The 24,395-nt window shown below is 60.9% G+C and carries 23 protein-coding genes; 12 read left to right on the forward strand and 11 right to left on the reverse strand.

Going from position 1 to position 24,395, the window contains the following annotated elements:
* Positions 1–151: 151 nt before the first annotated feature.
* Together selD and mnmH are read left to right on the forward strand one after the other, a co-directional pair.
* On the forward strand, positions 152–1,186 hold the full coding sequence (gene selD, locus AC1Q6Y_RS25920) for a selenide, water dikinase SelD (protein WP_057714011.1): 1,035 nt from the start codon (positions 152–154) through the stop codon (positions 1,184–1,186).
* Complete coding sequence (gene mnmH, locus AC1Q6Y_RS25925) at positions 1,186–2,289, forward strand: tRNA 2-selenouridine(34) synthase MnmH (RefSeq protein ID WP_057714012.1); 1,104 nt, start codon at positions 1,186–1,188, stop codon at positions 2,287–2,289. The genes selD and mnmH overlap by 1 nt, the downstream gene beginning before the upstream one ends.
* A 137-nt stretch (positions 2,290–2,426) precedes the next feature.
* Here mnmH and AC1Q6Y_RS25930 read toward each other — a convergent pair whose 3' ends face one another.
* Complete coding sequence (locus AC1Q6Y_RS25930; protein WP_057714013.1) at positions 2,427–3,098, reverse strand: hypothetical protein; 672 nt, start codon at positions 3,096–3,098, stop codon at positions 2,427–2,429.
* Between the two features lie 367 nt (positions 3,099–3,465).
* Here AC1Q6Y_RS25930 and AC1Q6Y_RS25935 point away from each other — a divergent pair, with 367 nt between their 5' ends.
* Entirely contained in the window at positions 3,466–4,176 is a 711-nt protein-coding gene (locus tag AC1Q6Y_RS25935) for a glutathione S-transferase family protein (protein ID WP_492625448.1), read from the forward strand.
* Between the two features lie 156 nt (positions 4,177–4,332).
* Positions 4,333–5,307, forward strand: coding sequence for a porphobilinogen synthase (hemB, locus tag AC1Q6Y_RS25940; RefSeq protein ID WP_090456805.1), 975 nt, complete (start codon positions 4,333–4,335; stop codon positions 5,305–5,307).
* Positions 5,308–5,441: 134 nt separating this feature from the next.
* Here the strand turns inward: hemB and AC1Q6Y_RS25945 are convergent, their stop codons facing one another.
* Positions 5,442–6,977: an FAD-dependent oxidoreductase gene (locus AC1Q6Y_RS25945; RefSeq protein ID WP_492586256.1), complete on the reverse strand. Its 1,536-nt coding sequence runs from the start codon at positions 6,975–6,977 to the stop codon at positions 5,442–5,444.
* A gap of 137 nt (positions 6,978–7,114) precedes the next feature.
* On the opposite strand from AC1Q6Y_RS25945, the gene AC1Q6Y_RS25950 reads away from it, so the two are divergent.
* Positions 7,115–8,206 carry a DUF1615 domain-containing protein gene (locus AC1Q6Y_RS25950; protein ID WP_492625449.1) on the forward strand — a complete coding sequence of 364 codons (1,092 nt, stop codon included), beginning with the start codon at positions 7,115–7,117 and terminating at the stop codon, positions 8,204–8,206.
* Between the two features lie 77 nt (positions 8,207–8,283).
* Here AC1Q6Y_RS25950 and AC1Q6Y_RS25955 read toward each other — a convergent pair whose 3' ends face one another.
* On the reverse strand, positions 8,284–8,763 hold the full coding sequence (locus AC1Q6Y_RS25955) for a phage infection protein (RefSeq protein WP_492625450.1): 480 nt from the start codon (positions 8,761–8,763) through the stop codon (positions 8,284–8,286).
* Positions 8,764–9,024: 261 nt separating this feature from the next.
* Here AC1Q6Y_RS25955 and AC1Q6Y_RS25960 point away from each other — a divergent pair, with 261 nt between their 5' ends.
* Complete coding sequence (locus AC1Q6Y_RS25960; protein WP_492625451.1) at positions 9,025–9,648, forward strand: glutathione S-transferase family protein; 624 nt, start codon at positions 9,025–9,027, stop codon at positions 9,646–9,648.
* Between the two features lie 133 nt (positions 9,649–9,781).
* Here AC1Q6Y_RS25960 and AC1Q6Y_RS25965 read toward each other — a convergent pair whose 3' ends face one another.
* Entirely contained in the window at positions 9,782–10,222 is a 441-nt protein-coding gene (locus AC1Q6Y_RS25965; RefSeq protein ID WP_007976812.1) for a CBS domain-containing protein, read from the reverse strand.
* A gap of 244 nt (positions 10,223–10,466) precedes the next feature.
* Here AC1Q6Y_RS25965 and AC1Q6Y_RS25970 point away from each other — a divergent pair, with 244 nt between their 5' ends.
* Complete coding sequence (locus AC1Q6Y_RS25970) at positions 10,467–12,827, forward strand: DNA polymerase II (protein WP_492625452.1); 2,361 nt, start codon at positions 10,467–10,469, stop codon at positions 12,825–12,827.
* On the opposite strand, the gene AC1Q6Y_RS25975 is transcribed toward AC1Q6Y_RS25970, so the two are convergent.
* Together AC1Q6Y_RS25975 and AC1Q6Y_RS25980 are read right to left on the reverse strand one after the other, a co-directional pair.
* Complete coding sequence (locus AC1Q6Y_RS25975; protein ID WP_057714021.1) at positions 12,792–13,262, reverse strand: DUF1810 domain-containing protein; 471 nt, start codon at positions 13,260–13,262, stop codon at positions 12,792–12,794. The two genes, AC1Q6Y_RS25970 and AC1Q6Y_RS25975, sit on opposite strands and share 36 nt — an antisense overlap.
* Before the next feature lie 29 nt (positions 13,263–13,291).
* Positions 13,292–14,113, reverse strand: coding sequence for an aldo/keto reductase (locus AC1Q6Y_RS25980; RefSeq protein ID WP_057714022.1), 822 nt, complete (start codon positions 14,111–14,113; stop codon positions 13,292–13,294).
* Between the two features lie 207 nt (positions 14,114–14,320).
* On the opposite strand from AC1Q6Y_RS25980, the gene AC1Q6Y_RS25985 reads away from it, so the two are divergent.
* Complete coding sequence (locus AC1Q6Y_RS25985; RefSeq protein ID WP_218498119.1) at positions 14,321–15,070, forward strand: hypothetical protein; 750 nt, start codon at positions 14,321–14,323, stop codon at positions 15,068–15,070.
* Positions 15,071–15,286: 216 nt separating this feature from the next.
* Entirely contained in the window at positions 15,287–16,072 is a 786-nt protein-coding gene (locus AC1Q6Y_RS25990) for a sulfite exporter TauE/SafE family protein (protein ID WP_090456794.1), read from the forward strand.
* Between the two features lie 20 nt (positions 16,073–16,092).
* On the opposite strand, the gene AC1Q6Y_RS25995 is transcribed toward AC1Q6Y_RS25990, so the two are convergent.
* Entirely contained in the window at positions 16,093–16,461 is a 369-nt protein-coding gene (locus tag AC1Q6Y_RS25995; RefSeq protein WP_057714024.1) for a VOC family protein, read from the reverse strand.
* Positions 16,462–16,641: 180 nt separating this feature from the next.
* On the opposite strand from AC1Q6Y_RS25995, the gene AC1Q6Y_RS26000 reads away from it, so the two are divergent.
* Positions 16,642–17,193: a DUF4174 domain-containing protein gene (locus AC1Q6Y_RS26000; protein ID WP_340315935.1), complete on the forward strand. Its 552-nt coding sequence runs from the start codon at positions 16,642–16,644 to the stop codon at positions 17,191–17,193.
* Positions 17,194–17,341: 148 nt separating this feature from the next.
* Here AC1Q6Y_RS26000 and ampC read toward each other — a convergent pair whose 3' ends face one another.
* The 3 genes from ampC to AC1Q6Y_RS26015 form a co-directional block, all read right to left on the reverse strand.
* Positions 17,342–18,451, reverse strand: a complete 1,110-nt coding sequence (gene ampC / locus AC1Q6Y_RS26005) for a class C beta-lactamase (RefSeq protein WP_492625479.1) — start codon at positions 18,449–18,451, stop codon at positions 17,342–17,344.
* Between the two features lie 143 nt (positions 18,452–18,594).
* Positions 18,595–19,938 (reverse strand): glucarate dehydratase, encoded by a 1,344-nt coding sequence (gudD, locus tag AC1Q6Y_RS26010; RefSeq protein ID WP_492625453.1) that lies wholly within the window; start codon positions 19,936–19,938, stop codon positions 18,595–18,597.
* A gap of 24 nt (positions 19,939–19,962) precedes the next feature.
* Complete coding sequence (locus AC1Q6Y_RS26015; protein WP_492625454.1) at positions 19,963–21,309, reverse strand: MFS transporter; 1,347 nt, start codon at positions 21,307–21,309, stop codon at positions 19,963–19,965.
* A gap of 278 nt (positions 21,310–21,587) precedes the next feature.
* On the opposite strand from AC1Q6Y_RS26015, the gene AC1Q6Y_RS26020 reads away from it, so the two are divergent.
* Positions 21,588–22,298: a FadR/GntR family transcriptional regulator gene (locus AC1Q6Y_RS26020; protein WP_090456787.1), complete on the forward strand. Its 711-nt coding sequence runs from the start codon at positions 21,588–21,590 to the stop codon at positions 22,296–22,298.
* A 132-nt stretch (positions 22,299–22,430) separates the two neighbouring features.
* Here AC1Q6Y_RS26020 and AC1Q6Y_RS26025 read toward each other — a convergent pair whose 3' ends face one another.
* Positions 22,431–23,342, reverse strand: a complete 912-nt coding sequence (locus AC1Q6Y_RS26025) for a DMT family transporter (protein ID WP_492625455.1) — start codon at positions 23,340–23,342, stop codon at positions 22,431–22,433.
* Between the two features lie 96 nt (positions 23,343–23,438).
* Between AC1Q6Y_RS26025 and AC1Q6Y_RS26030 the strand changes: the two genes are divergently transcribed.
* Complete coding sequence (locus tag AC1Q6Y_RS26030) at positions 23,439–24,302, forward strand: LysR family transcriptional regulator (RefSeq protein ID WP_150814226.1); 864 nt, start codon at positions 23,439–23,441, stop codon at positions 24,300–24,302.
* Positions 24,303–24,395 lie beyond the last annotated feature (93 nt).

The raw sequence follows: 24,395 nt of genomic DNA on the forward strand, positions 1-24,395 counted from the left end.
GCTCGAGAAGGCGGAGTATCAGCCGGCATGGATGTCGGCTGTGAAGGCCTCTTCGCGAGCAAGCCCGCTCCCACAAAGCCCGAGGCTGTGCAACGCCTTGCGCATGCCTCGCTCTGCTAGAATCGGCCCATTGACCCAATGAGGTACCCCTATGAGCGAGCCGATTCGCCTGACTCAATACAGCCACGGCGCTGGATGCGGTTGCAAGATTTCTCCCCAGGTGCTGGAAGTGATCCTGGCCGGCAGTGGGGCGCAGAACCTCGACCCGAAACTTTGGGTCGGCAATGCCTCGCGCGATGATGCGGCGGTGTATGCAATCGATGATGAACGCGGCGTGGTCTCGACCACCGACTTTTTCATGCCGATCGTCGACGATCCCTTCGATTTCGGTCGAATTGCCGCCACCAATGCCATCAGCGACATCTATGCGATGGGCGGCGATCCGTTGATGGCGATTGCGATTCTGGGCTGGCCGGTGAACGTGCTGGCCCCGGAAGTTGCCCGGGAAGTGATACGCGGCGGTCGTTCGGTGTGTGACGCGGCGGGCATCCCGTTGGCAGGTGGGCACTCCATCGACGCGCCAGAACCGATCTTTGGCCTGGCCGTCACCGGTCTGGTGGAAAAGCGCCACATGAAGCGCAACGACACCGCCACGGCCGGTTGCCTGCTCTACCTCACCAAGCCCTTGGGGATCGGCATTCTTACCACGGCCGAGAAAAAGGGCAAATTGCGCAACGCCGACATCGGCCTGGCCCGGGACTGGATGTGTACCCTGAACAAACCCGGCAGCCGTTTCGGCAAGCTCGACGGTGTGACCGCGATGACTGACGTCACCGGTTTCGGCCTGCTCGGGCACCTGGTGGAAATGGCCGACGGCAGCCAGCTCACGGCGCGCATTGAGTATGACCGCGTACCGCGCCTGCCGGGGGTGGAGTATTACCTGGAACAAGGCTGCGTACCAGGCGGGACTCTGCGCAATTTCGACAGCTACGCCAGCAAGCTCGGACGCCTTCAGGAGCTGCACAAACGTGTGCTTTGCGACCCGCAGACCAGCGGTGGCCTGCTGATTGCCGTGACGCCTCAAGGCAACGAGCAATTCCTCTCGGTGGCCGCCGAACTGGGCCTGAGCCTGGAACCGATCGGTGAACTGGTCGAGCGACAGAGCAACGCAGTCGAGGTGTTTTGATGTTCGTCGACTGCACTGATTACCGCGACATCTTCCTCAACGACCGGCCAATGATGGACGCCCGCGCGCCGGTCGAATTCAACAAGGGTGCGTTTCCCGGCGTGATCAACCTGCCGTTGATGAATGACCATGAACGCCAGCGGGTCGGTACCTGCTACAAGCAGCACGGCCAGCAAGCGGCCATCGTGCTGGGGCATCAACTGGTGTCGGGCGCGGTCAAGGCCGAACGCATCCAGGCCTGGGCCGATTTTGCCCGGGCGCATCCGGATGGCCTGCTGTATTGCTTTCGCGGCGGCCTGCGCTCGCAGATTGTCCAGCAATGGCTCAAGGACGAGGCCGGCATCGACTATCCACGGGTGGGCGGTGGCTACAAGGCCATGCGCACCTTCCTGCTGGACACCCTCGATCAAGCCGTGACCCAGTGCAATTTCGTCTTGCTGGGCGGGATGACCGGCACCGGCAAAACCGAGGTGCTCACGCAACTCGACAATGCCGTGGACCTTGAAGGTCATGCCAACCATCGCGGCTCCAGTTTCGGCAAGCGCGCCACGGGCCAACCCTCGAATATCGACTTCGAAAACCGCTTGGCCGTAGACGTACTGAAAAAACGCGCCCGGGGCATCGAGCAGTTCGTACTGGAAGACGAAAGCCGTGCGGTGGGCAGTTGTGCCTTGCCGTTGCCGCTTTACCAGGGCATGCAGCAGTTTCCGATGGTGTGGCTTGAAGACAGCCTGGAAGGGCGGGTCGAGCGGATCCTGCGCGATTACGTGGTGGATCTGTGCGCCGAATTCATCGACGTGCATGGCGAGGAGGGCTTTGCGCTGTTTTCCGAACGCTTGCTGGCAAGCCTGAACAATGTGCAGAAGCGCCTGGGTGGCGAACGTCATCGGCGCATGCTGGTTTTGATGGAGGATGCGCTGGCCGAGCAGGCCCGCAGTGGCGCGGTGGATCTGCACCGGGGCTGGATCGAAGGCCTGCTGTGCGAGTATTACGATCCGATGTATGCGTTTCAGCGGGAGAAGAAAGACGCGCGGATCGAGTTTGTCGGGGAGCGGGGGGCGGTTCTCGAGTATCTGCGTGAGCGAGTGAATCAACGAAAGTGATTTAGGTTTAACTGGCCCTATCGCGAGCAAGCTCGCTCCCACAGGGTTCAGTAGTGCTCATGCCTTCGTGATCACACTGCAAATCCAATGTGGGAGCGAGCTTGCTCGCGATGAGGCCGGATCAGGCATTACAGGTTTCAGGTCGGGCAAGTTTCGGCACCATTATCCAGGCCTTGCTTGTACACATGGCTCTGCAAGCTGGCCTTGCCGTTGTGCCAGGTCAAGGTGAGTACATACAGCGAGTCGTAGTCGCTGGACTCCCAGTCATCCGTGATGGTCATTTTCTTGCCGGTGGCGTCGCCGGCTACCTTGTTGATCAGCTCCGGCAGATAGCCGTGGGACCAGGCCGTGTAGATGACCGCATTGTGGTACTTGTCGTGGAGCAGTTCATCGGCCAGGTCACTGGTGTCATTGGCGGAAAAATTGATGTTCACCGGCAGGCCAAGTTTGATGGCGCTAGGGCTGATGGTCATCAGTGGGCGGATGTAACTGTAGGAATTGTCGAGCTCGCCTTCCTCGACGTTACGCGTCGGGTTCGCCGCAAACACGTAGTTGGCCTTGCCGAACTTTTCCGGCAGCAGCGTGGCCAGGTCGATGGCGCGGTTCAGTCCCTGGCAATTGAGCTGGCCCAGGCCTCCGGCGGGTTTTTCCCCGTGGCGCAGGAAGACCAGCGTCTGGGTGCCATCCATCGGTTGGGCGCGACTCAGGCCGGACTCCAGCGTCAGGCACACCGCGCTGACCACCAATAAGGCGGGCAACAAAAGGTAGGCGCGATGTTTGAAGCGTTTGGCAAAATTAAACAGATTCATGTGTAAAGGGTCTTCAGCGTAATTCGGTTAAGGCTGACAAACCTCTACACCACGATTGTCCTGCGTCGGGTGTTTTCCATGTCATTGAAGCCGGTCCGTCATCAAAGAGGTGGTTCTCAGAGTCCCCTGAGCCCGTTTGGTTCGATTCCGGCCGAGTGGGCGGCAATGTACCGGTAACCTTCACGGGTTTGCAGCGAAGGTTATCGACAGGATGTTGCACAATTGTGGACACGCTACACCGGATGGCGTTGAAACCGTCGTGATTTCTTTTGATCTCGCCTATCAGCGAGATCGATGGCTTCAAGGGATCGCTGAGCCGATATCTACATTATGATCGTCACTCTCAATGTCTTCGTGGATCGTGCCCATGACCGATTTGTCCGCATTCCCCATCACCCGCAAATGGCCTGCCCAGTATCCGGAGTGGATTCAGCTGTACTCCTTGCCGACCCCCAACGGCGTCAAGGTCTCGATCATGCTCGAAGAGATCGGCCTGCCGTATGAACCTCACCGGGTAGGCTTCGACACCAACGACCAGATGTCCCCGGAATTTCTTTCCCTGAATCCCAACAACAAGATTCCGGCGATCCTCGACCCCCACGGTCCGGACGACCGGCCGCTGGCGCTGTTCGAATCGGGCGCGATTCTGATCTACCTGGCCGACAAGAGCGGGCAACTGCTGGCCCAGGAATCGGCGCCGCGCTACGAAACGATTCAGTGGCTGATGTTCCAGATGGGCGGTATTGGTCCGATGTTCGGCCAGCTCGGGTTTTTCAACAAATTCGCCGGCAAGGACTACGAAGACAAGCGTCCCCGTGACCGCTACGTCGAGGAAAGCAGGCGCCTGCTCAAGGTGCTGGACGATCGTCTGCAGGGGCGCGACTGGATCATGGGCGAGCGCTACACCATCGCGGACATCGCCATTTTCCCGTGGGTGCGCAACCTGATCGGCTTCTATGAAGCCGGCGATCTGGTGGGCATCCAGAACTTCCCTAACGTCAAGCGGGTGCTGGAACGCTTCCTGGCGCGACCGGCGGTGGTGCGCGGGTTGCAGATTCCAAGCCCCGTCTCCAGCTGATCCACCGCATTACCTGTAGGAGCGAGCTTGCTCGCGAAAAACGTAAGGGCAACGCGAACATTCAGACAATGCGCGTTATCGTTTACGACCATCGTCGGAACGCCGCCCGGAGCAAGCTCGCTCCTACATCTTGTCCTCTGAAATTCAGGAAAACCCATGTCCAGTCAGTTCCCCGAAGCACGCCCACGCCGTCTGCGCCGCAATGCGAGCCTGCGCAGCCTGTTCCAGGAGACCGAGTTCAGCCTCAACGACCTGGTACTACCGATTTTCGTCGAAGAAGAAATCGACGACTTCGTGCCGATCAACAGCATGCCCGGCGTGATGCGCATTCCCGAGTCGAAGCTGGCCGGCGAGATCGAGCGCTACGCCCGTGCCGGGATCAAGTCAGTGATGACCTTCGGCGTCTCCCACCACCTTGACAGCAGCGGCAGCGACACCTGGCGCGAGGACGGCCTGGTTTCGCGCATGTCGCGCATCGCCAAGGACGCGGTGCCGGAAATGATCGTAATGTCAGACACCTGCTTTTGCGAGTACACCGACCACGGCCATTGCGGTGTGCTGCACAACCATGAAGTCGACAACGACCAGACCCTGATCAACCTCGGCAGGCAAGCCGTCGCGGCGGCCCGGGCCGGTGCCGACGTGATCGCCCCCTCGGCGGCCATGGACGGGCAAGTCCAGGCGATTCGCCGGGCGCTCGATGACGCCGGGTTTACCCAGACGGCGATCATGGCCTATTCGACCAAATTTGCTTCGGCGCTCTATGGCCCGTTCCGCGAGGCCGGCGGCAGTGCGCTCAAGGGCGACCGTAAAAGTTACCAGATGAACCCGATGAACCGCCGCGAAGCGATACGCGAATCGTTGCTCGACGAACAGGAAGGCGCCGATGCGCTGATGGTCAAACCGGCCGGTGCATACCTGGACATCATCCGCGACATCCGCGAAGCCTCGCGCCTGCCGCTGTCGGCCTATCAGGTGAGCGGTGAGTACGCGATGATCAAGTTTGCCGCCCAGGCCGGGGCCATCGATGAAGACCGTGTGGTGCGCGAGAGCCTGGGGGCGATCAAACGTGCCGGGGCAGACCTGATCTTTACGTACTTTGCGATGGACCTGGCGCTGGCGGGGATCTAAGGACCACCGCATACCCCCTGTGGGAGCGGGCTTGCTCGCGATGGTCGTTAACGATGACGCGTGTTTACTGACTAAACGCGGCGCCCTTGAGTCCATCGCGAGCAGGCTCGCTCCTACAGGGAGATGTGGTGTTCTCAGGGAGCGCCAAAAAACGGCCGGATCCCGTGATCACGGAAATACCGTTCGATCACTTTCGGGTCCGCGCAAGTTTCAGCAATCGCCACATAGGTATCGGGTCGCAACAGATAAAAGCCGTTGCGCCCCAGGCCCGCGGCTTCGAACGCCGGTCGCCAGTCGAACACATGCAGTGGCAAATGGTGCTCGTGGCACCAGGCGATCATCTCGTCGCTGGTGTCGCCATAGACATGCACCTGCCAGGTCAGGCACTTGAGCGACTCAAAATTATCCCCCTCACCGTCATGGGCCCAGGGCAGGCGATCGCCACCATGCACGTGCCCGGCAACGCCCGTGCTCAGCGGCATTCCACGATAATTCAGAGTGATCTGCGACACCGTGCGAAACATGAATTCGCGAGAGGTTTCGAACGAGGTTATTTTCGGTATCAAGAACGGGGCCAGGCGTGTACGCAGCAAGTCGGCAATTCGCCCATCGGCAGTGACGAAGTTAAATACCCGGTCGGTGGTGGCCACCAGTTTGCGGGCAAACGCGATGCGCTCGGTTTCATAGGTGTCGAGCAGTCTGGCCTCTGCGCCGCCGCTCAACACGGCCGCCAGTTTCCAGGCCAGGTTGATGGCATCGCCAATCCCGGTGTTCATGCCCTGGCCGCCCGCCGGGCTGTGCACATGGGCGGCATCCCCCAGTAAAAACGCCCGGTCTTTGCGGAAGTGATCCGCCACCCGATGATGCACGCGATAGGTCGAAAACCAGTTCAGTTGCTCGACCTTCACCTTCATGTGCTCGATGGCCCTGCTGCTGACGTCCTCGAAGCGCAGGGTCTCGGCGTGTTCGGCGCGTTCGTCGCGTACCGTGCCGATCAAGCGCGCACGACCACTGCCGGCCAACGGGAACACGGCGAGGAAGTCTGCCTCGTCGAGGTCCACATGCAGTTCGCCGTTGAATGTCGGGCCGCTGCCCTGTACGTCGGCGACGTAGAAAATCTGCTGGTAAGTCCCGCCGGGAAACCCGGTCTCCAGGGTTTTGCGCACAATCGACCGGGCACCATCGCATCCGGCCAGGTAACAGGCCTGGCAGATTTCCTGCTGACCGTCGGGCAAGTGCAGCGTGGCCGTGATGCCGTCTGCGGTTTGCTCGAAGTCCGCCAGTTCGGTGTTGCGTTCCACTGTGATACCGAAAGCGTTCAGGCGCTCGATCAGCAGCCGTTCGTGTTCGTCCTGGGGGAAAATCTCGAGAAACGAGTAGGGCGTCAGGCCTTCACCGATCTGAGACAGGGGCAGGCGCGCCACGGGCTCACCCTTTACCCAGAAATTGCCGGCCGTTACTTGATGTCCGTTTTGCACCACGGCGTCGTCCAGTCCGAGCTGGCGATACAACTCCAGCGTCCGTGCCTGGACGGCCAGCGCCCGGGACGTGGTGCCGGGGGCGGAGGTTTTGTCGACGATCCGCACGCGCACGCCGAGTTTGCTCAGCCACAACGCCAGGACCAGCCCGGTGGGGCCGGCACCGATGATCAACACGTCGCTGCGGTGCATGAACCTGTCCTCCTCGCTGTGTGAATCAAGTATGGTTCAGTCGGGGAGGGCGGCAACCGTCGGACTGCCACGGACGTAGCCGCTGACCTGCCATTGGTCGTATGGTTGGCCCGGACCAACGGATTAGATGGAACGACATGCAAATCAGATTGATCACAAGCGTCGCCGTGTTGCTGGTATTGGCCGGTTGCGGCAGCCAACGGACCCAGGAGCCGGTGGCGCGCAGCCCGGCCGAAGTGAAAGCCGAGATTGTGCGTTTGCTGCCGGCCAAGGCTGCCGATCGCCAGGGTTGGGCCACCGACATCCAGGTTGCGTTTACCGCGCAAGACATCTCGCCGACCACGCAAAACCTGTGCTCGGTGCTGGCGGTGACTGAACAGGAATCGACCTTTCAGGTCGATCCGAGCGTACCGGGCCTGGGCAAGATTGCCCGCGACGAGATCGACCGTCGTGCCGCCAAGGCACATATTCCCGGCCTGTTGGTGAGCGGTGCGTTAATGCTCGACTCGCCCAACGGAAAAAGCTACAGCAGCCGCCTGAATGCCGCGCGCAGTGAAAAGGAACTGAGCGCTGTTTTCGATGACTTCATCGGCATGGTGCCGATGGGCAAGACCCTGTTCGGCGGCTTCAACCCAGTGCATACCGGCGGGCCGATGCAGGTCAGCATTGATTTTGCCGAACAGCAGGCCAAGGGCTATCCATACCCGGTGAAGGGCTCGATTCGTCGTGAAGTGTTCACCCGGCGCGGCGGCATGTATTTCGGCATTGCACATCTGCTCGGGTATCCGGTGAGCTACCCACAGCCGTTGTACCGCTTTGCGGACTTCAACGCGGGTTGGTACGCCAGCCGTAACGCCGCGTTCCAGAACGCGGTGAGCCGGGCTTCCGGTATCCCGTTGGCGCTGGATGGCGACCTGGTGCGCTACGGTTCGATCATGCCCGGCACCACGGAACTGGCCGTGCGTACCCTCGGCAAGCAACTGGACATGCGCAATCCGACGATCCGGGCACAACTGGAAGAGGGGAACACCCTGGCGTTCGAAGACAGCAAACTCTATCGGCGGGTTTTCGAACTGGCCGAACGGGCCGAGGGCCGGCCGTTACCCCGTCAAGTGTTGCCCGGGATCGTGCTGCAAAGCCCGAAAATCACCCGCAAACTCACCACCGCGTGGTTCGCCAAGCGAGTCGATGAACGCTACCAGCGCTGCATGGCGCGGGCAGGGCAGTAATCGCGGCGCAAAAAAAGCATAAAAAACCCGGCGGGTGAGGCCGGGTTTTCATTGAGTCCTGCGGTCAGGCACTGCATTCAGACAGCGCGGCTTTCGATCAAACGATCCGAACCACCTTCAGCGACGCGGTTTTGCAAGAGCTTGTCGGAGCCACCTTCAGCGACGCGGTTTTGCAGGAGCTTGTCGGAGCCACCTTCGGCGACGCGGTTTTGCAGGAGCTTGTCGGAACCGCCTTCAGCGACGCGGTGTTGCAGCAGTTTGTCGGAACCGCCTTCGGCGACACGGTGTTGCAGCAGTTTGTCGGAACCGCCTTCGGCGACACGGTTTTGCATCAACTTGTCGGAGCCACCTTCAGCGACACGGTTTTGCAGGAGCTTGTCGGAACCGCCTTCGGCGACGCGGTTTTCGATCAGGCGATCCGAACCACCCTCGGCCACACGGCTTTCAATCAGACGATCCGAGCCGCCTTCAGCGACTACAGGTTGAGCAGAGTTTGCGGCGAAAGCGTTAACTGCGAAAACCGAGAAAGCGATGCTGAGGAGGGTTTGGCGTTTCATGATGGTGTGCTCCGGGGTGCTTATGGGTTGGTATGGAGCAGATGTTACGCCGGGGATTTTTTAAGAGAACTTCATTGAGATGATGGTGAACATCGACGGCAATGATAGGAGCGACGCCACACCCCAAGTGAACGTGATGGTGCGATCGTCGGATGGTCGTGGTGTGGCGGGTGGTGGCTTCTACACTGGTTAGCTGGCGCGTTCCTCTGCCGCGACGCTTGATGCGGCACTGCAGAGGTTACGGTATGCAAGGAGACGTTTATGTACCAGCTCTACGGCCATCAGAACTCCGGGGCGGCGGCCATCGAAGCCGCCCTTGAGCTGTGTGATGTTCCTTATCGCTTCATCGATGTCGAGACGTCCGCGGAGGCGGCCCAGGCGCTGGAGAAGCTCAACCCGCTCAAACAGATTCCGACCTTGCAGCTACCCGATGGCGCTGTCCTGACCGAAAGCGCGGCGATCCTGATCCACCTCGGGCTCACCTTTCCCGCATCGGGATTGTTGCCGCAGGATCCGGCCGAGCGGGACCAGGCCATTCGCGGCATGGCGTACATCGTCAGCAATTGCTATGCGGCCATCGGCATCATCGATTACCCCGAACGCTGGCTGGCCGAGGCGGATGAGTTGTCCAGGCAGAACCTCATGAAGGGCGCCCGCCGGCGCCTGCACTGGAGTTGGGAGGTGTTTGCCGATCAGTTTTCGGGTGAGTTGTACCTGGGCAGCGAAAAACCAGGGGGGCTGGATGTGCTGGCGGCGGTGATCTCGCGATGGGCGGGCAGCCGGGAACATTTGCGCAACGCCCGGCCGGGGTTTTTCGCCTGGCTGGAACGCATCGACCGCCACCCGGCACTGGCACCGGTGTTCGCCCGGCATTGGCCGGCTTGAAAACACCACTTACCCTGTGGGAGCGAGCTTGCTCGCGATGACGGCCTGACATTCGACATCAATGTCGGCTGACAGGACCCCATCGCGAGCAAGCTCGCTCCCACAGGTTTTCGGGTGAATGTTGAGTCCGGCTTTATTCCCCGCGAATGTACTGTTCCAGCTGGCGAATCAGTTCAGCCTGTTCGGCAATGGCTTCCTTGACCAGGTCACCGATCGACAGCAGGCCGATCAATTTGCCGCCTTCGACCACCGGCAAGTGACGCAGGCGTCTATCGGACATGATGCCCAGGCAGGTATCCACGGTTTGATGGGTGTCGACGGTAATCACCGGTGACACCATGATGTCGCGCACCGGCGTGCCCACCGAAGAGCGGCCGTGCAACACCAGTTTGCGCGCGTAATCCCGTTCGCTGATGATGCCCAGCACTTCATCATTTTCCACCACCAGCAAGGCGCCGACGTTTTTCTCGGCCATCTTCATCAGCGCCTCGAGCACCATGTGGTCGGGTTTGATCTGGTGCACTTCCTGATTCTTCTGATCTTTGAGCTTGAGCAGTTGGGCGACGGTTTTCATGGTGGTTACTCGGGTGTTGTCGTTGTTCTTGAAGAATCGTAGACGCAAGCGTTCAGGGCAAGGGCGAAAGCGGCAGATAACACGCAAAAAACGTCATTTGGCGGTTTTTCTTTGGTAAACCCCACATTCCGGCCAACGAACCACCTGTGGGATCGGTGTCTGCCTGACAGGCCTGCGGCAAACGCGCTATCACGACTGATGACGGGTAGAATCCCCCTCTGAATCAGTTTCGAGGTTTGCAGTGGTGGATCTACAGCAGGGCTTCGTCCTGACCCGGCATTGGCGCGACACCCCGGCCGGTACGGAAGTCGAATTCTGGCTGGCGACCGACAGCGGTCCCCGGCGTATCCGCCTGCCTCATCAACCGTCGGTGGCGTTCATCCCGGCTGCGCAGCGTCAGCCCGCCGAAAGTGTTTTGCATGACGAGAAAAACGTCGAGCTCAAGCCCCTGGCCCTGCAGGATTTCGAACATCGCCCGGTCCTCGGTCTCTATTGCCAGCAACATGGCCAGTTGATGCGCCTGGAAACCGCGTTGCGCCGGGCCGGTGTCGAGGTGTTCGAAGCCGACGTGCGCCCGCCGGAACGCTACATGATGGAGCGCTTCATCACCGCGCCGGTGCGCTTCAGTGGCAAACCGGATGCCGAGGGCCTGCTGCTCGACGCGCAGATGAAACCCGACCCCGATTACCGGCCGAGCCTGAAACTGGTGTCCCTGGACATCGAGACCACGGCCCAGGGCGAGTTGTACTCCATCGCCCTGGAAGGCTGCGGCGAGCGCCAGGTGTACATGCTCGGTCCGCCTAATGGCGATGCCAGCCAGGTGGATTTCCAGCTCGAATATTGCGATTCGCGCACCCTGTTGCTGAAAAAACTCAACGAATGGTTTGCCCGGTTCGACCCCGACGCGATCATCGGCTGGAACGTCGTGCAGTTCGACTTGCGGGTGCTCCACGAACACGCCCGGCGCCTGGCGGTGCCGTTGAAACTGGGGCGTGGCGGCGAGGAAATGCAGTGGCGCGAACACGGCAGCGGTAATCACTACTTCGCATCTGCGGCTGGCCGCCTGATCATCGACGGTATCGAGGCCCTGCGTTCGGCGACCTGGAGTTTCCCCTCGTTCAGCCTGGAAAACGTCGCGCAAACCTTGCTCGGCGAAGGCAAGTCCATCGACAACCCGTACCAGCGCATGGACGAAATCAATCGCATGTTCGCCGAGGACAAACCGGCGCTGGCCAAATACAACCTCAAGGACTGCGAACTGGTCACGCGGATTTTTGCCAAGACCGAGTTGCTCACCTTCCTGCTGGAGCGAGCCAGCGTCACCGGTTTGCCGGCCGATCGCATGGGCGGTTCGGTGGCGGCGTTCACGCACCTGTACATGCCGCTGATGCACCGTCAGGGTTTCGTGGCGCCGAACCTCGGTGGCAAGCCACCCGAAGCCAGTCCCGGCGGTTTTGTCATGGATTCGCAGCCGGGACTGTACGAATCGGTGCTGGTGCTCGACTACAAAAGCCTCTACCCGTCGATCATCCGTACCTTCCTGATTGACCCCGTGGGACTGATTGAAGGGCTCAAGCACCCGGACGACAGCGAGTCGGTGCCGGGATTTCGTGGCGCGCGCTTTTCCCGCACCCGGCATTGCCTGCCGTCCATCGTCGCCCGGGTGGCCGAAGGCCGGGAAACCGCCAAGCGCGAACACAACGCGCCGCTGTCCCAGGCGCTGAAAATCATCATGAACGCGTTCTACGGTGTGCTCGGCTCCAGCGGTTGTCGTTTCTTCGACACGCGCCTGGCGTCGTCCATCACCTTGCGCGGGCACGAGATCATGCTGCGCACCCGCCAGTTGATCGAAGCCCAGGGGCATGCGGTGATTTACGGCGACACCGACTCGACGTTCGTCTGGCTGCGTCGCGCCCATGGCCAGCAGGAGGCGGCGCAGATCGGCCACGCGCTGGTGGCGCACGTCAATCAGTGGTGGCGCGAGCACGTGCAGCAGGAATACGGCCTGCAGAGCGTTCTCGAACTGCAGTTCGAAACCCACTACAAGCGCTTTTTGATGCCGACCATTCGCGGTGCCGAGGAAGGCAGTAAAAAGCGCTATGCCGGGCTGGTCACCCGGGAGGACGGCAGCGACGAAATGGTCTACAAAGGCCTGGAAACCGTGCGCACCGACTGGTCGCTGCTGGCCCGGCAGTTCCAGCAGGAGCTGTATTCGCGGATCTTCCTGCGCAAGCCCTACCAGGATTATGTGCGTGACTACGTGCGCAAGACCCTGGCCGGTGAATTCGATGACCGGCTGATCTACCGCAAACGCCTGCGCCGCACCCTCGATGACTATCAGCGCAACGTACCGCCCCATGTGCGCGCGGCGCGCCTGGCCGACGAGTACAACGACCGGCAGGGGCGCCCGCGGCAGTATCAGAACGGCGGCTGGATCAGCTACGTGATCACCGTCGCCGGCCCCGAACCGCTGGAAGTGCGCAGCGCGCCCATCGATTACGACCACTACATCACCCGGCAACTGCAACCGGTGGCGGACGCGATACTGCCGTTTGTCGACGACGACTTCTCAACCCTGATTGGGGGGCAACTGGGCCTGTTTTGAGTCCATCAGCGACAGGGTCCAGTCATCCAGGATGCCGTGGAAGTACTGGTTCAAGGCTTGCTGGAAAAGGTTGTCGGCATCGGCGACCTGGGCAAACAGGGTCATCGAGGAATGAAACTTCAGGTCATCGGGATGACCGAAAATCCCCGCTACCGAGCGCTCCCGGACGTTCAGCACTTCCTGGGTGCAGGTACGCAGCCGGGCGCCCAGCAACGGATGCTCAAGGTAGGCCAGGGCTTCCTCCCGCGAGCGGATGGCAAAGCGGCGCGACATCTCGCTATCGCCGAGCCCGGCAAACTGCGGAAAAATGAACCACATCCAGTGACTGCGCTTGTGTCCGTTGTTCAGCTCGTTTTGAACCCGGTCGAATACCGGGTCCTGAGCCTGGAGAAAACGTTGCAGATTGAACGGGTCCAGGTGGTCGGTGCTTCTCATGGCGAAGCTCTCTGACAGGCTGCGGTGGTTCAGACCATGGCCAGCCGCTGTTTGCGTTGTGGCGCGTGAAACGCTTGGTCCAGCGCCTCCAGATCCCCGGGCTCAAGCTGCAACGTGGCGGCCTGGGCGTTGAGGCGTACATGTTCGAGTCGGACCGCCTTGGGGATGGCGATCACTCCTTCCTGACGCAGTATCCAGGCCAGTGCCACCTGAGCCGGTGCGACGCCGTGACGGGCAGCTACCTGCTTGAGCGCGACGTCCAAGAGCATTTTACCGCCTTGGCCAATCGGGCAGTAAGCCATGACCGGCAACCGCCGTTGTTGGCTCCAGGGCAGCAAATCAAATTCTATGCCCCGTTGCTCCAGGTTGTAGAGCACCTGATTGGTGGCACAGGCCGGGGCGTCCAGTTCCAGCAGGTCGTCGAGGTCGAAGTTGGACACGCCCCAACGGCCAATCTTGCCGGCTTCGCGCAGGCGCTCGAAGGCGTCGACGGTTTCTTCCAGGGGATACTGACCGCGCCAATGCAGCAGATACAGGTCGATGTAATCGGTGCCAAGCCTGCGCAGGCTTCGCTCGCAAGCCTGGGGAATGCCCTGGCGACTGGCGTTGTGCGGGTACACCTTGCTGACCAGAAAGACGTTGTCGCGCTGGCCGGCAATGGCATCGCGCACCACTTCCTCGGCACCGCCTTCGGCGTACATTTCCGCAGTGTCGATCAGGGTCATGCCCAGCTCGATACCCAGGCGCAGTGCCGCGACTTCTTCCGTGTGCCGTGAACGGTCTTCGCCCATCTGCCAGGTCCCCTGGCCGATGACCGGGACCCTGGTGCCAGCCAGTTCAAGCGTGCGCATGCAAACCTCCTTTATGAATGCCGATGGTTATTTCAGTGGGCACCAGAATAGTCCATCGGTTCCGCCGCAGGCTGCGAACTCTTGAGCTGCACCTTGCCGGTGATCGATTGCTCTGTGCCGATACTGCACTTTTTCGAAATGTCCGGCTCTATCCATGGCAGCCTGCGGCGATCCCCTCCGCCGGCCCATGCCCAAGTCCAAGAACCCATGGCTCGAGTTTCACCCACGATCATCACTAAAATCCGCCGTCATTGCCTGCTGCTTGCAGGTTTGTCGATGCTCTACGTCACCGGTTGCAGCCAGCAGCAGGGCGGCGACATCATCAACCAGATGCGCGAAGGCAAACCCCAGGAGTTCCTGCAGACCAGCGTCGACCGCATGGCCACCCTGACCATGCGCGACAACCTCAACAGCCTTTACCTGCTGATGAGCAAGCTCTATCTGCGTAACCCCGACGAGCTGAAAAAATCCGGTTTCCTCGATGCCCGCACCGCCGGCAAGCAAGTGCGCATGGCCATTGAGCTGCAGCAACCATTGCCGACCCTGGGCGGCAAAAAGGACCTCGCGGCCCTGCGTTTTGCCATGAGTCCGGAGTTTCTGGGCGACCGGGTCGGGGCGTTCATCTATGCCATCGGCAGCATGCTGGTGACCGCTCATGGCAATCGCCTTGAGTTCTACATGACCGACACGATCAACCCGGTATTTGTCAGTAATGCCGCGCGCAATATCGAAATCGCCACCTGGATCCTCAGCCAGCGACAGAACAAAGAGGGCCAGCCCTTGCTGTTCTCCAACGAGATATCGGAGGAGGGCAGCAACCTGAGCTTTGCCGTCGAGTTCGGCAAGATCGTCGCCCGGCTGGACCTGCTGACCCGGATGCTCGACGAACGCTACCGGCGCATCGGCGTGAACTATGCCCAGAGCCTGCTGTTCCTGAATTTCCTGCCGGTGCAGTGAATCTGGCACGCAACCCTGTGGGAGCGAGCTTGCTCGCGATGACTGAGTGTCAGTCGCCATGATGCCAACTGATACACCGCCATCGCGAGCAAGCTCGCTCCCACAGGGTGACATGGTGCTTCCGGTATAAAGATAGATCGCATCGATATAACTGGTTATAAGAAATATCGCTATGCTGCGGGCCAGATTTCCCCTGCGATCTTTGTGGAAGTATTCATGGATTTAGTGAACATCGGGTTGGTCGTTGCCGGGCTGGTTGTCGGCTTCATCGTCGGCATGACTGGCGTAGGTGGCGGGTCGCTCATGACCCCGATCCTGCTTGGGTTCGGCATCAACCCGGCGACGGCGGTCGGTACCGACCTGCTGTACGCCGCCATCACCAAGTCCAGCGGCGTACTGGTTCACCGCAAGAACAACAACATCGACTGGGCGATCACCGGCTGGCTGACCTTGGGCAGCGTGCCCGCGGTGGCGATGACGCTGTGGTTCCTCAGTACCCTGCACAGCGCCCCCGAGTCGATGAACGCGATCATCAAGCAGGCCCTCGGGTTCGTGTTGTTCGCCACGGCTCTGGCGATCCTGTTCAAGAAGCGCCTGCTCGACTTCGCCCACAAACGTGCGGGTGGCAACTACAACCCCAGCGGATTGCGCTTGAACGTGATGACGGTCATCACCGGGCTGGTCCTTGGCGCCATGGTCGCGCTGACGTCCATCGGTGCCGGTGCACTGGGCACCGTGGCACTGTTCATTCTCTATCCGATGCTGCCGACCCGCCGCCTGGTGGGGACTGAAATCGCCCACGCCGTGCCGCTGACCCTGGTCGCGGGCCTTGGCCACGCCAGCATGGGCAACATGGATTGGCACGTCCTGGGTTACTTGCTGGTGGGCTCGTTGCCGGGGATTTACCTGGGCAGCCACCTGACCGGGCGCATCTCCGACGAATTGCTGCGCCCTTGCCTGGCGACCATGCTGTTGCTGATCGGCTACAAACTGGCGTTCTGAATCAAGCCGCCGCGCCAGCTTCATTCGCGGGTGAAAATTTCCAGCAGATGCCCGTCCGGGTCATCGAAATACACCCGCCGTCCTCCCGCGTAATCATTGATCTCCCTCAGTCGCTGCTTGCCCGGGTCGGCCCACCATGGCTGACCGTTGGCTTGCAGGCGTGCGAAGGCCGCATCGAAATCCTCATCGCCAATCAGAAATGCGTAGTGCTGAGACGCAATCGGCGGCTCGTTGTCGTAGAAATCCAGTGATACGCCGTTATCCAGTTTGACGATCAGCATGGGGCCGAAGGGCTCGGGGGCAGGCAGGCCAAGGAGGCCCGTCAGGAAATTCGCCGAAACCTGCTTGTCCCGGCACCAGACGATGGTGTGATTCAACTGAGTACTCATGGGCAAGTCCTCACAAGGGATCAGGCTGGTTGCCATGAGTCTTCAGATTAGCCCAGCCTGTTGCGCAATGACCGCCCTGACCTAAGCTTGGGGCAAGGCGAACAATATTTGCGGTATGTCACCCGGAACGATCGCCGCGATGCGCAATCATTAGAGCGTGAATATCAAAAGGAGATGCGCATGCTCATCAGGTCACTGACTCTGGCTACTTTGCTGGCGTTTGCCGGCACCTCGTTCGCCGCCGATGGCGACTCACCGCTGGACATGGACAAGGGCAGGGCCCGGCCACTGATCGTCATCGCTCCGAGCACGGTTGATCCGACCTGGGTCAGCCTGAAAAAGTCGCTGGATGAGCCGGCCAACCGCAAGGGCTTCACCGACCGCAACATGGTGCTCTACACCGTACTCAACCTGATGGGCCAGCGCGACGGCAAGGACCTCGGGCCACAGGACACGGCGGCGCTGATCCGCTCGCTCAAGCTGGGGGCCGGCGCCAAGACCAAGGTGATTCTGGTCGGCAAGGACGGCGAAAAGAAACTTGAACAATCGGACGCCATCAAGCTGGAAGATGTTTTCAGCGCTGTCGATCAGCTGCCGGCGGCCGAGAAAGAATTTACCGCGACCGTGGCCGCTCCCGTCACTGAAGCCGAGCCGGCGGCAAAAGGCGCCAAAGGTACAAAACCTGGCAAACCGGCCAAGCCCGCCAAGCCGCCTGAAATGCCGGATGATTGATCCTCTATCTGGCGACGATGGCAGGCTTTTCTGTGGGAGCGAGCTTGCTCGCGATAGCGTCGTAACAGTCGATACAAATGTTGAATGTCAGACCTCCATCCTCGGAGCGCCGCCCGGAGCAAGCTCGCTCCCACAGATGGATCAGCAACTATCGGGCAAGGGCACTCAGTATCTGATGAGCGATCCTGACCCGCTGCGCATTGGGATAATTCTTGTTGGCCAGCATCACGATGCCGATGTCCTTCGAAGGCACGTACGCCACATAAGCACCAAAGCCACCGGTTGAACCTGTCTTGTTGATCAGCACGTTCTGCGGCTGCGCTTGTGGCGGGCTCAGCCACTGGACTTCATGGGCCTGCATGGCCATCGGCGTGGAGTTGCCGTCCAGCAAGCGATCCAGTGTGATCGGGTATCGATACATCTCCCAGCCCAGGCCTTGGGTCATATCGCCAACGGTGTAGTAACCGCTGTGAGTCAAGGCGATGGCTTGCTGCAACGGCTTTTCCAGGGACGCCGGTTTCATGTTCGCGCCGACATAGCTCAGCAAGTCTGCGGCGCTGGTCTTCACCCCATACGCCTCGGAATCCAGCGCGCCCGGACCCACCCGTACCGGTTTGCCGTCCTTGTTGTAGCCCTGGGCGTAGAGCGCCATCTGATCCTGCGGCACATGCACATAGGTGTGCTGCAAGCCGAGTTTTGGCAGCAGGGTCTTCTCCATCAGGTCATCAAACGGCTGGCCCATGCTGTGGGCGGCGAGGTAGCCGAACAGGCCCAGACTGGGGTTCGAATACAGTCGGTGGCTGCCGGGGGTGTAGAGCGGTTTCCATTGTTTGTAGTAGCCGAGCATTTTGTCGGCCGAATCAGATTCAGCAGGAAATTGCAGGGGTAAACCGCCAGCGCTGTAGGTGCCCAGTTGCAGCACACTGATGTGGTCGAAAGCACTGCCGCGCAAGGCCGGCAGGACCTGGCTGGCCTTGTCGGTCAGGGACAGCTTGCCGGTGGCCTGGGCGTAGGCGGCGAGGGTGGCGGTGAAGGTTTTGCTGACTGAGCCGATTTCGAACAGGGTGTCCTGTGTGACGGGGTTGCCGGTTTCTATCGAGGCGACGCCATAGTTGAAGTAATGCGCCTGGCCGTTGACGGTGACCGCCACGGCCATGCCGTGGATACCCTCGGCCTGCATTACCGGTTGTACAGCGGCGTTCACCACTGTCTCGACTTGATCCTGTGCAACGCACTGGCCTGCGGCGAATATCGCCATGCCAGCGGCGATGGTTTTCAGCCTGTCCATGTTGGTTTCATCCGTCGTTGATTCAGTTGCGCGTCATTTTAGGGGTTCAAGCGCCATGCTCCGAGCGCTTTTTAAAATCGGCCGCCATCAGGCGGCCACGCGCAACCGTCAACTCAACGCACCAGGCACGGCCGCTTGTTATCGAACTTCCAGCCGTGAATCAGGAACTGCATTGCCACGCTGTCATCCCGCGCGCCCAAGCCCATGCCTTTGTACAGTTCATGAGCTTTGGCGACCTGATCCATGTCCAGCTCCACCCCCAGCCCCGGTTTCTGCGGCACCTGCACGCAGCCGTCGACGATTTGCAGTGGGGCCTTGGTCAGGCGCTGGCCGTCCTGCCAGATCCAGTGGGTGTCGATGGCGGTGATCTCGCCCGGCGCGGCCGCCGCGACATGGGTGAACATCGCCAGGGAGATGTCGAAGTGGTTGTTGGAGTGCGAACCCCAGGTCAGGCCCCATTCGTTACACATCTGCGCCACGCGCACCGAGCCCTGCATGGTCCAGAAGTGCGGGTCGGCCAGGGGAATGTCGACCGACTGCAACTGGATCGCGTGGCCCATCTCCCGCCAGTCGGTGGCGATCATGTTGGTCGCGGTCTTCAGGCCCGTGGCCCGGCGGAACTCAGCCATGACTTCGCGTCCCGAGTAACCGTTTTCCGCCCCGCAGGGGTCTTCGGCATAGGCCAGCACGTGGTGCTGATCGCGGCACAGGCGGATGGCTTCTTTCAGTGACCAGGCGCCATTCGGGTCGAGGGTGATACGCGCATCGGGGAAGCGTTCGGCGAGGGCCGTGACCGCTTCGATTTCGGCGTCGCCGCTGAGCACGCCGCCCTTGAGCTTGAAGTCCTTGAAGCCATAACGCGCGTGAGCCGCCTCGGCCAGGCGGACCACCGCATCGGCGGTCATGGCTTTCTCATGCCGCACGCGGAACCAGTCATTGTCGGCGTCCGGTTCGCTGCGGTAGGCGAGGTCGGTTTCGTTGCAATCACCGACGTAAAACAGATAGCCGAGCATCTTCACTTCATCGCGTTGCTGGCCTTCGCCGAGCAGGGCGGCCACCGGTACGTCCAGGTGCTGACCGAGCAAATCGAGCAATGCGGCTTCCAGGCCGGTGACGGCGTGAATGGTGATGCGCAGATCGAAGGTCTGCAAACCGCGGCCACCGGCATCGCGGTCGGCGAAGGTCTGGCGTACCTGATTAAGGATTTTCTGATAACTGCCAATCGGGCTGCCGACCACCAGGCTGCGCGCGTCTTTGAGGGTCTGGCGAATGCGCTCGCCCCCCGGCACTTCGCCAACGCCGGTGTGGCCGGCGTTGTCCTTGAGGATCACGATGTTGCGGGTGAAAAACGGGCCGTGGGCGCCGCTCAGGTTGAGCAGCATGCCATCGTGGCCGGCGACCGGAACCACTTGCATGCTGGTGATGACCGGGGCTTTTGCGGTGTCTTGTGGGTTCATTTTCCAATCCTTAAAAAGCAGAATTCAGGCGTGGTCGGGAGCGGGTTTGCCCAGCGCCACGGCAGGTGCGGGTTTCGGTGTGTTGCGGGCAGCAAACACGATGATGGCGGCGATGATCGAAGTCGCGGCCAGGCCGTACAGCCCGCCCTGAATGGAACCGGTGCGCTCTTCCAGCAGGCCGAAAGTGGTCGGCGCAACGAAGCCGCCGAGGTTGCCCACCGAGTTGATCAACGCGATGACGCCAGCGGCAATGCGAGCATCCAGATAGGCCTGGGGAATCGGCCAGAACAGCGACGAGGCCGATTTGAAGCCCAGTGCTGCAAAGCAGATGGCGACAAAGGCGAAGACCGGCCCGCCGGTGGTGGACATGAACATCCCGGCCGCGGCGATCAGCAGGGCAGTGGCGACCCAGGCTTGCTGGTGTTTCCATTTGGCCGACAAGGAAGCGAAGGCGTACATGCCGACAATCGACAGCAACCACGGAATCGAGTTGAACAGCCCGACCTGGACATCGCTCAGATGGCCCATCTTCTTGATGATGCTCGGCAGCCAGAAGGTCGCGGCGTAGATGGTCAGCTGGATAAAGAAGTAGATCAGGCAGAACAGGATGATCTGGCGATCCTTGAGCAGTTTGCCCAGCGACGGCTTGATGGGCGTGGCGGCTTCCCGGGCCAGTTGTTCGTCGTCGATGGCCTTGACCAGTGCGTCCTGCTCTTCGCGGCTCAGCCATTTGGCGTCGTGGGGCCTGGAGTCCAGCCAGAACCAGACGAACACGCACAACCCCACCGAAAACATGCCCTCGATGAAGTACATCCACTGCCAGCCGTGCAGGCCCAGCCCTTCGATTTGCAGGAGCAGACCGGACAGGGGGCCTGAGATCAGTGACGCGAGCGCCGAGCCACTGAGGAAGATGGCAATCGCCTTGCCTCGCTCCACGCCGGGCAACCAGCGGGTGAAGTAGTAGATCACCCCGGGAAAGAACCCGGCTTCGGCCACGCCCAGCAGAAAACGCAGGATGTAGAAGTGGGTTTCGTTCTGGATGAACGCCATGCCCGCGGCGACCAGGCCCCAGGTCAGCATGATCCGGGTCAGCCAGATGCGTGCGCCGACTTTCTGCAGAAGGATGTTGGAGGGCACCTCGAACAGTGCATAACCGATGAAGAACAGACCGGCACCCAGGCCGTAGGCGGCCGCGCCAATGCCCAGGTCGTGCTCCATGTGGGAGCGGACGAAACCGATGTTCACGCGATCAATGTAATTGACGATGAACATGATGACGAACAGCGGCAAGACGTGTCTTTTGACTTTGGCGATGGCGGACTTCAGCGCTGAACTGGCGTCGTCGTGCATCCCGGAGATGGATGTATTCACTGCGTTTTCTCCCACTCGTTATTTTTATGCGGGGTGAAGCTGGGTGCTGCGTTGTTGCTAGACATCATACAACTAGGTTTTTTGAAGTTGCAACCATGCTTGTCCAATGAAATGGCGACAATTCAGAGGTTTTTAATTCTGTTGGTGGTGTTGAGTGGCCTTTTAAGCGATTAAATATGGGCTTTTGTGGAGTGTTGTCATACAAGTTGAGCGAGATTTTTCGGAATTCCCGCCCGGCGCGGTGCTACGATTCGATAGCCCTGATTTCGGACACGCCCATGCAAGAAGACCTCGAAGCACCTGCCCGCAAGCGCAGCCACAACCTGGCCCATGATCTGGTGGAGAAACTGACCCAGCGCATCCTGCTCGGCCAGATGTTGCCCGGCGACAAGCTGCCGTCGGAAAACACCATCGTTCAGGAGCACGGGGTCAGTCGCACGGTGGTGCGCGAGGCGATCTCGAAGTTGCAGGCCTCGGGGCTGGTGGAAACCCGGCATGGGATTGGCACGTTTGTGATCGAGCGCGCTCCGGAGCAGGGGCTGCGGCTGAATGTCGATACGGCGTTGGGGGTGCGCAGTATTCTGGAGTTGCGCATGGGGCTGGAAACCCAGGCGGCGGCGCTGGCGGCAACTCGCCGCACCGATCTGCAACTGGCGCAGATGCGTGAAGCGTTGGACGACTATCAAAACCTGCTGGCCAACAACGACAGCTGTGTCGAAGCGGACCGGCGTTTTCATCTGCTGATCGCCGAAGCCACCGGCAACGTCTGCTTCACTGAAATCATGCAGCACCTGGGCAGTGCGATGATCCCGCGCACCCGGGTCAATGCCGCCGAGCGTGGTGCGGTGGACTTGAGCAAGCTCGGTCAGTTGGCCAACCTGGAGCACGAGGCGATTCTCAACGCCATCAAACGCCAGGACCCGGACGCGGCGCGGGCGGCGATGTGGCTGCACCTGACCAACAGTCGCGACCGGTTTTCGCCCAGCTGATGGTCAGTGATACCGCGTTATCGTTCATCGCGGGCAAGCCACGCTCCCACACCGATTGTGTGAGCACCGCATTTCCCCTGTGGGAGCGAGCTTGCTCGCGATAGCGCCAGACCTGACAGCGAAAAACCTGAGTTAGACCCTGACAGTTTGAACAACCACAACCCGCCGCTCCAGATTCAACGCCAGCACACTTGCCAACACCACCAGCCCGCCGACCACGATCATCAATGTCGGCCGCTCACCCAGCGCATAGGACGCAATGACCATCGCCGTCGGCGGCGTCAAATACAGCGTCATCGTCGCCCGGCTCAAATCGACATGCGCCAGCACATAAGCCCAGGCCAGGTACGCCAGAGCACTGGGGAAAATCCCCAGGGTGAACACCGCGAACTGCACATGCAGCGGCGCCAGGGCGACCTGATCCATAAGGCCGGGCAGATAGATCAACAACAGCACAGTCCCGGACCACACCGTGTAACACACCAGCGTCAGCCCGTCGTATCGCCCGGTGTGATGCTTTTGCAGGGCAAAGTAGAGACTCCAGGACACCGCCGCCAGCAGGATCAACAAGCCGTGGGCATCAATACTGCCCAAGCCATGATCGCCTGCTACCACAATCATCACGCCAAACAACCCGAGCAGCACACAACCCCAGCGCCACAGGCTCACCTGATCCTTGAGCACGAAGCGCGCGATTAGCGTGCTGAACAGCGGCGTAGTCTGGGCCAGGACGCTCGAAGCGCCGGCGCTGACACCCTGTTGTCCGAAGTTGATCGCCACGTGGTGCAGGCTCACGGCAAAGAAGCCCAGGCCGAACATCAGGGGCAGATCTCGCAGGCTCGGCAGGCGAATGCCCTTGAACATCGCGACCACGGCCATGAACACAGAGGCGAGCAGGAAGCGCAGGAGCGCCAGGTGCACCGGGTCATAGGCCTGCAAGCCGATATGGATGCCGGTCGGGGAGTAGCCCCAGCACGCCACGACAAACGCCATGGCCAGAATGATTTTCCAGGGTGAAACGGGGGAGGGTGTGAGCGGCGTCATGGTCGTGCACCTGTGGGTGGATGCACCGAGTATCAGAAAGCGGATCGTTCGCCACAACTGACTTATACTGCGCTAATCGTTCACTGTGGGTGATGTATGGAGCTGGCTCAGATTCGCATGTTCAAGACCGTGGCCGATGTCGGCAGCATCGCCCGCGCGGCCGAGCTGTTGCATTGCGTGCCGTCGAACATCACGGCCCGGATCAAGGCCCTGGAGGCCGAACTGGGTGTCGCGCTGTTTTTGCGTGAGGGTCGAGGGCTGCGCATCAGCCCGTCGGGGCAAACCTTCCTGGCCTACGCCTCGAAAATTCTTGCCCTCACCGCCGAGGCCAAGCGCGCGGTCGATCCTTCGGCCGAACCCTCGGGGCCGTTGCGCATCGGAGCCATCGAGTCGTCGGCCACCGGGCGATTGCCGCGCCTGCTGGCGAAATTCCACAAGCGTTTCCCGCAGGTGGCGCTGGAGCTGACCACCGGCTCCTGGGGGCAGTTGCTCGACGACACACTCAACCACAAGCTCGACGGCGCCATCGTGGCGGTGGATGTCGAGCGTTCGCACCTCAAGCGCACGCCGATGTACCGCGAAGAGCTGCTGCTGATCGCCTCGACCTCCCTGGGGCCGCTGCGGGATATCAGTGATTTGCAGGACCAGACCGTGTTCATGTGGCCCCAGGGCTGTCCGTACCGGGCGGCGCTGGAGCATTGGTTGTTGCGAAAGGGGCAGGCGCTGCCGATTGTCAGCCTGGCCAGTTATGGCGCGATTGTCGGTTGCGTCAGCGCCGGGGCCGGCGTGGCGCTGGTGCCTAAGGGGATCTTTGACCAATACGCCAAAGGTGCAGGGTGCGCAGGGTTTGAGTTTCCTGAGCTGACCGCCGTCGACAACCTGTTTTACTGGCACGAAAACGCCGGGGTGCACCCGGCGCGTGAGGCGTTTGTGGCGATGCTCCGCGAGGAATTTGCGTAATCATTGATCGCTGTAGAAATGGGGTAAGGCAGCGTTTGTGGCGAGGGGGCTTGCCCCCGATCGGCGGCGAAGCCGTCGTAATCCCGACGAAAG

The organism is Pseudomonas sp. GW823-FHT06E10 (assembly GCF_058794995.1).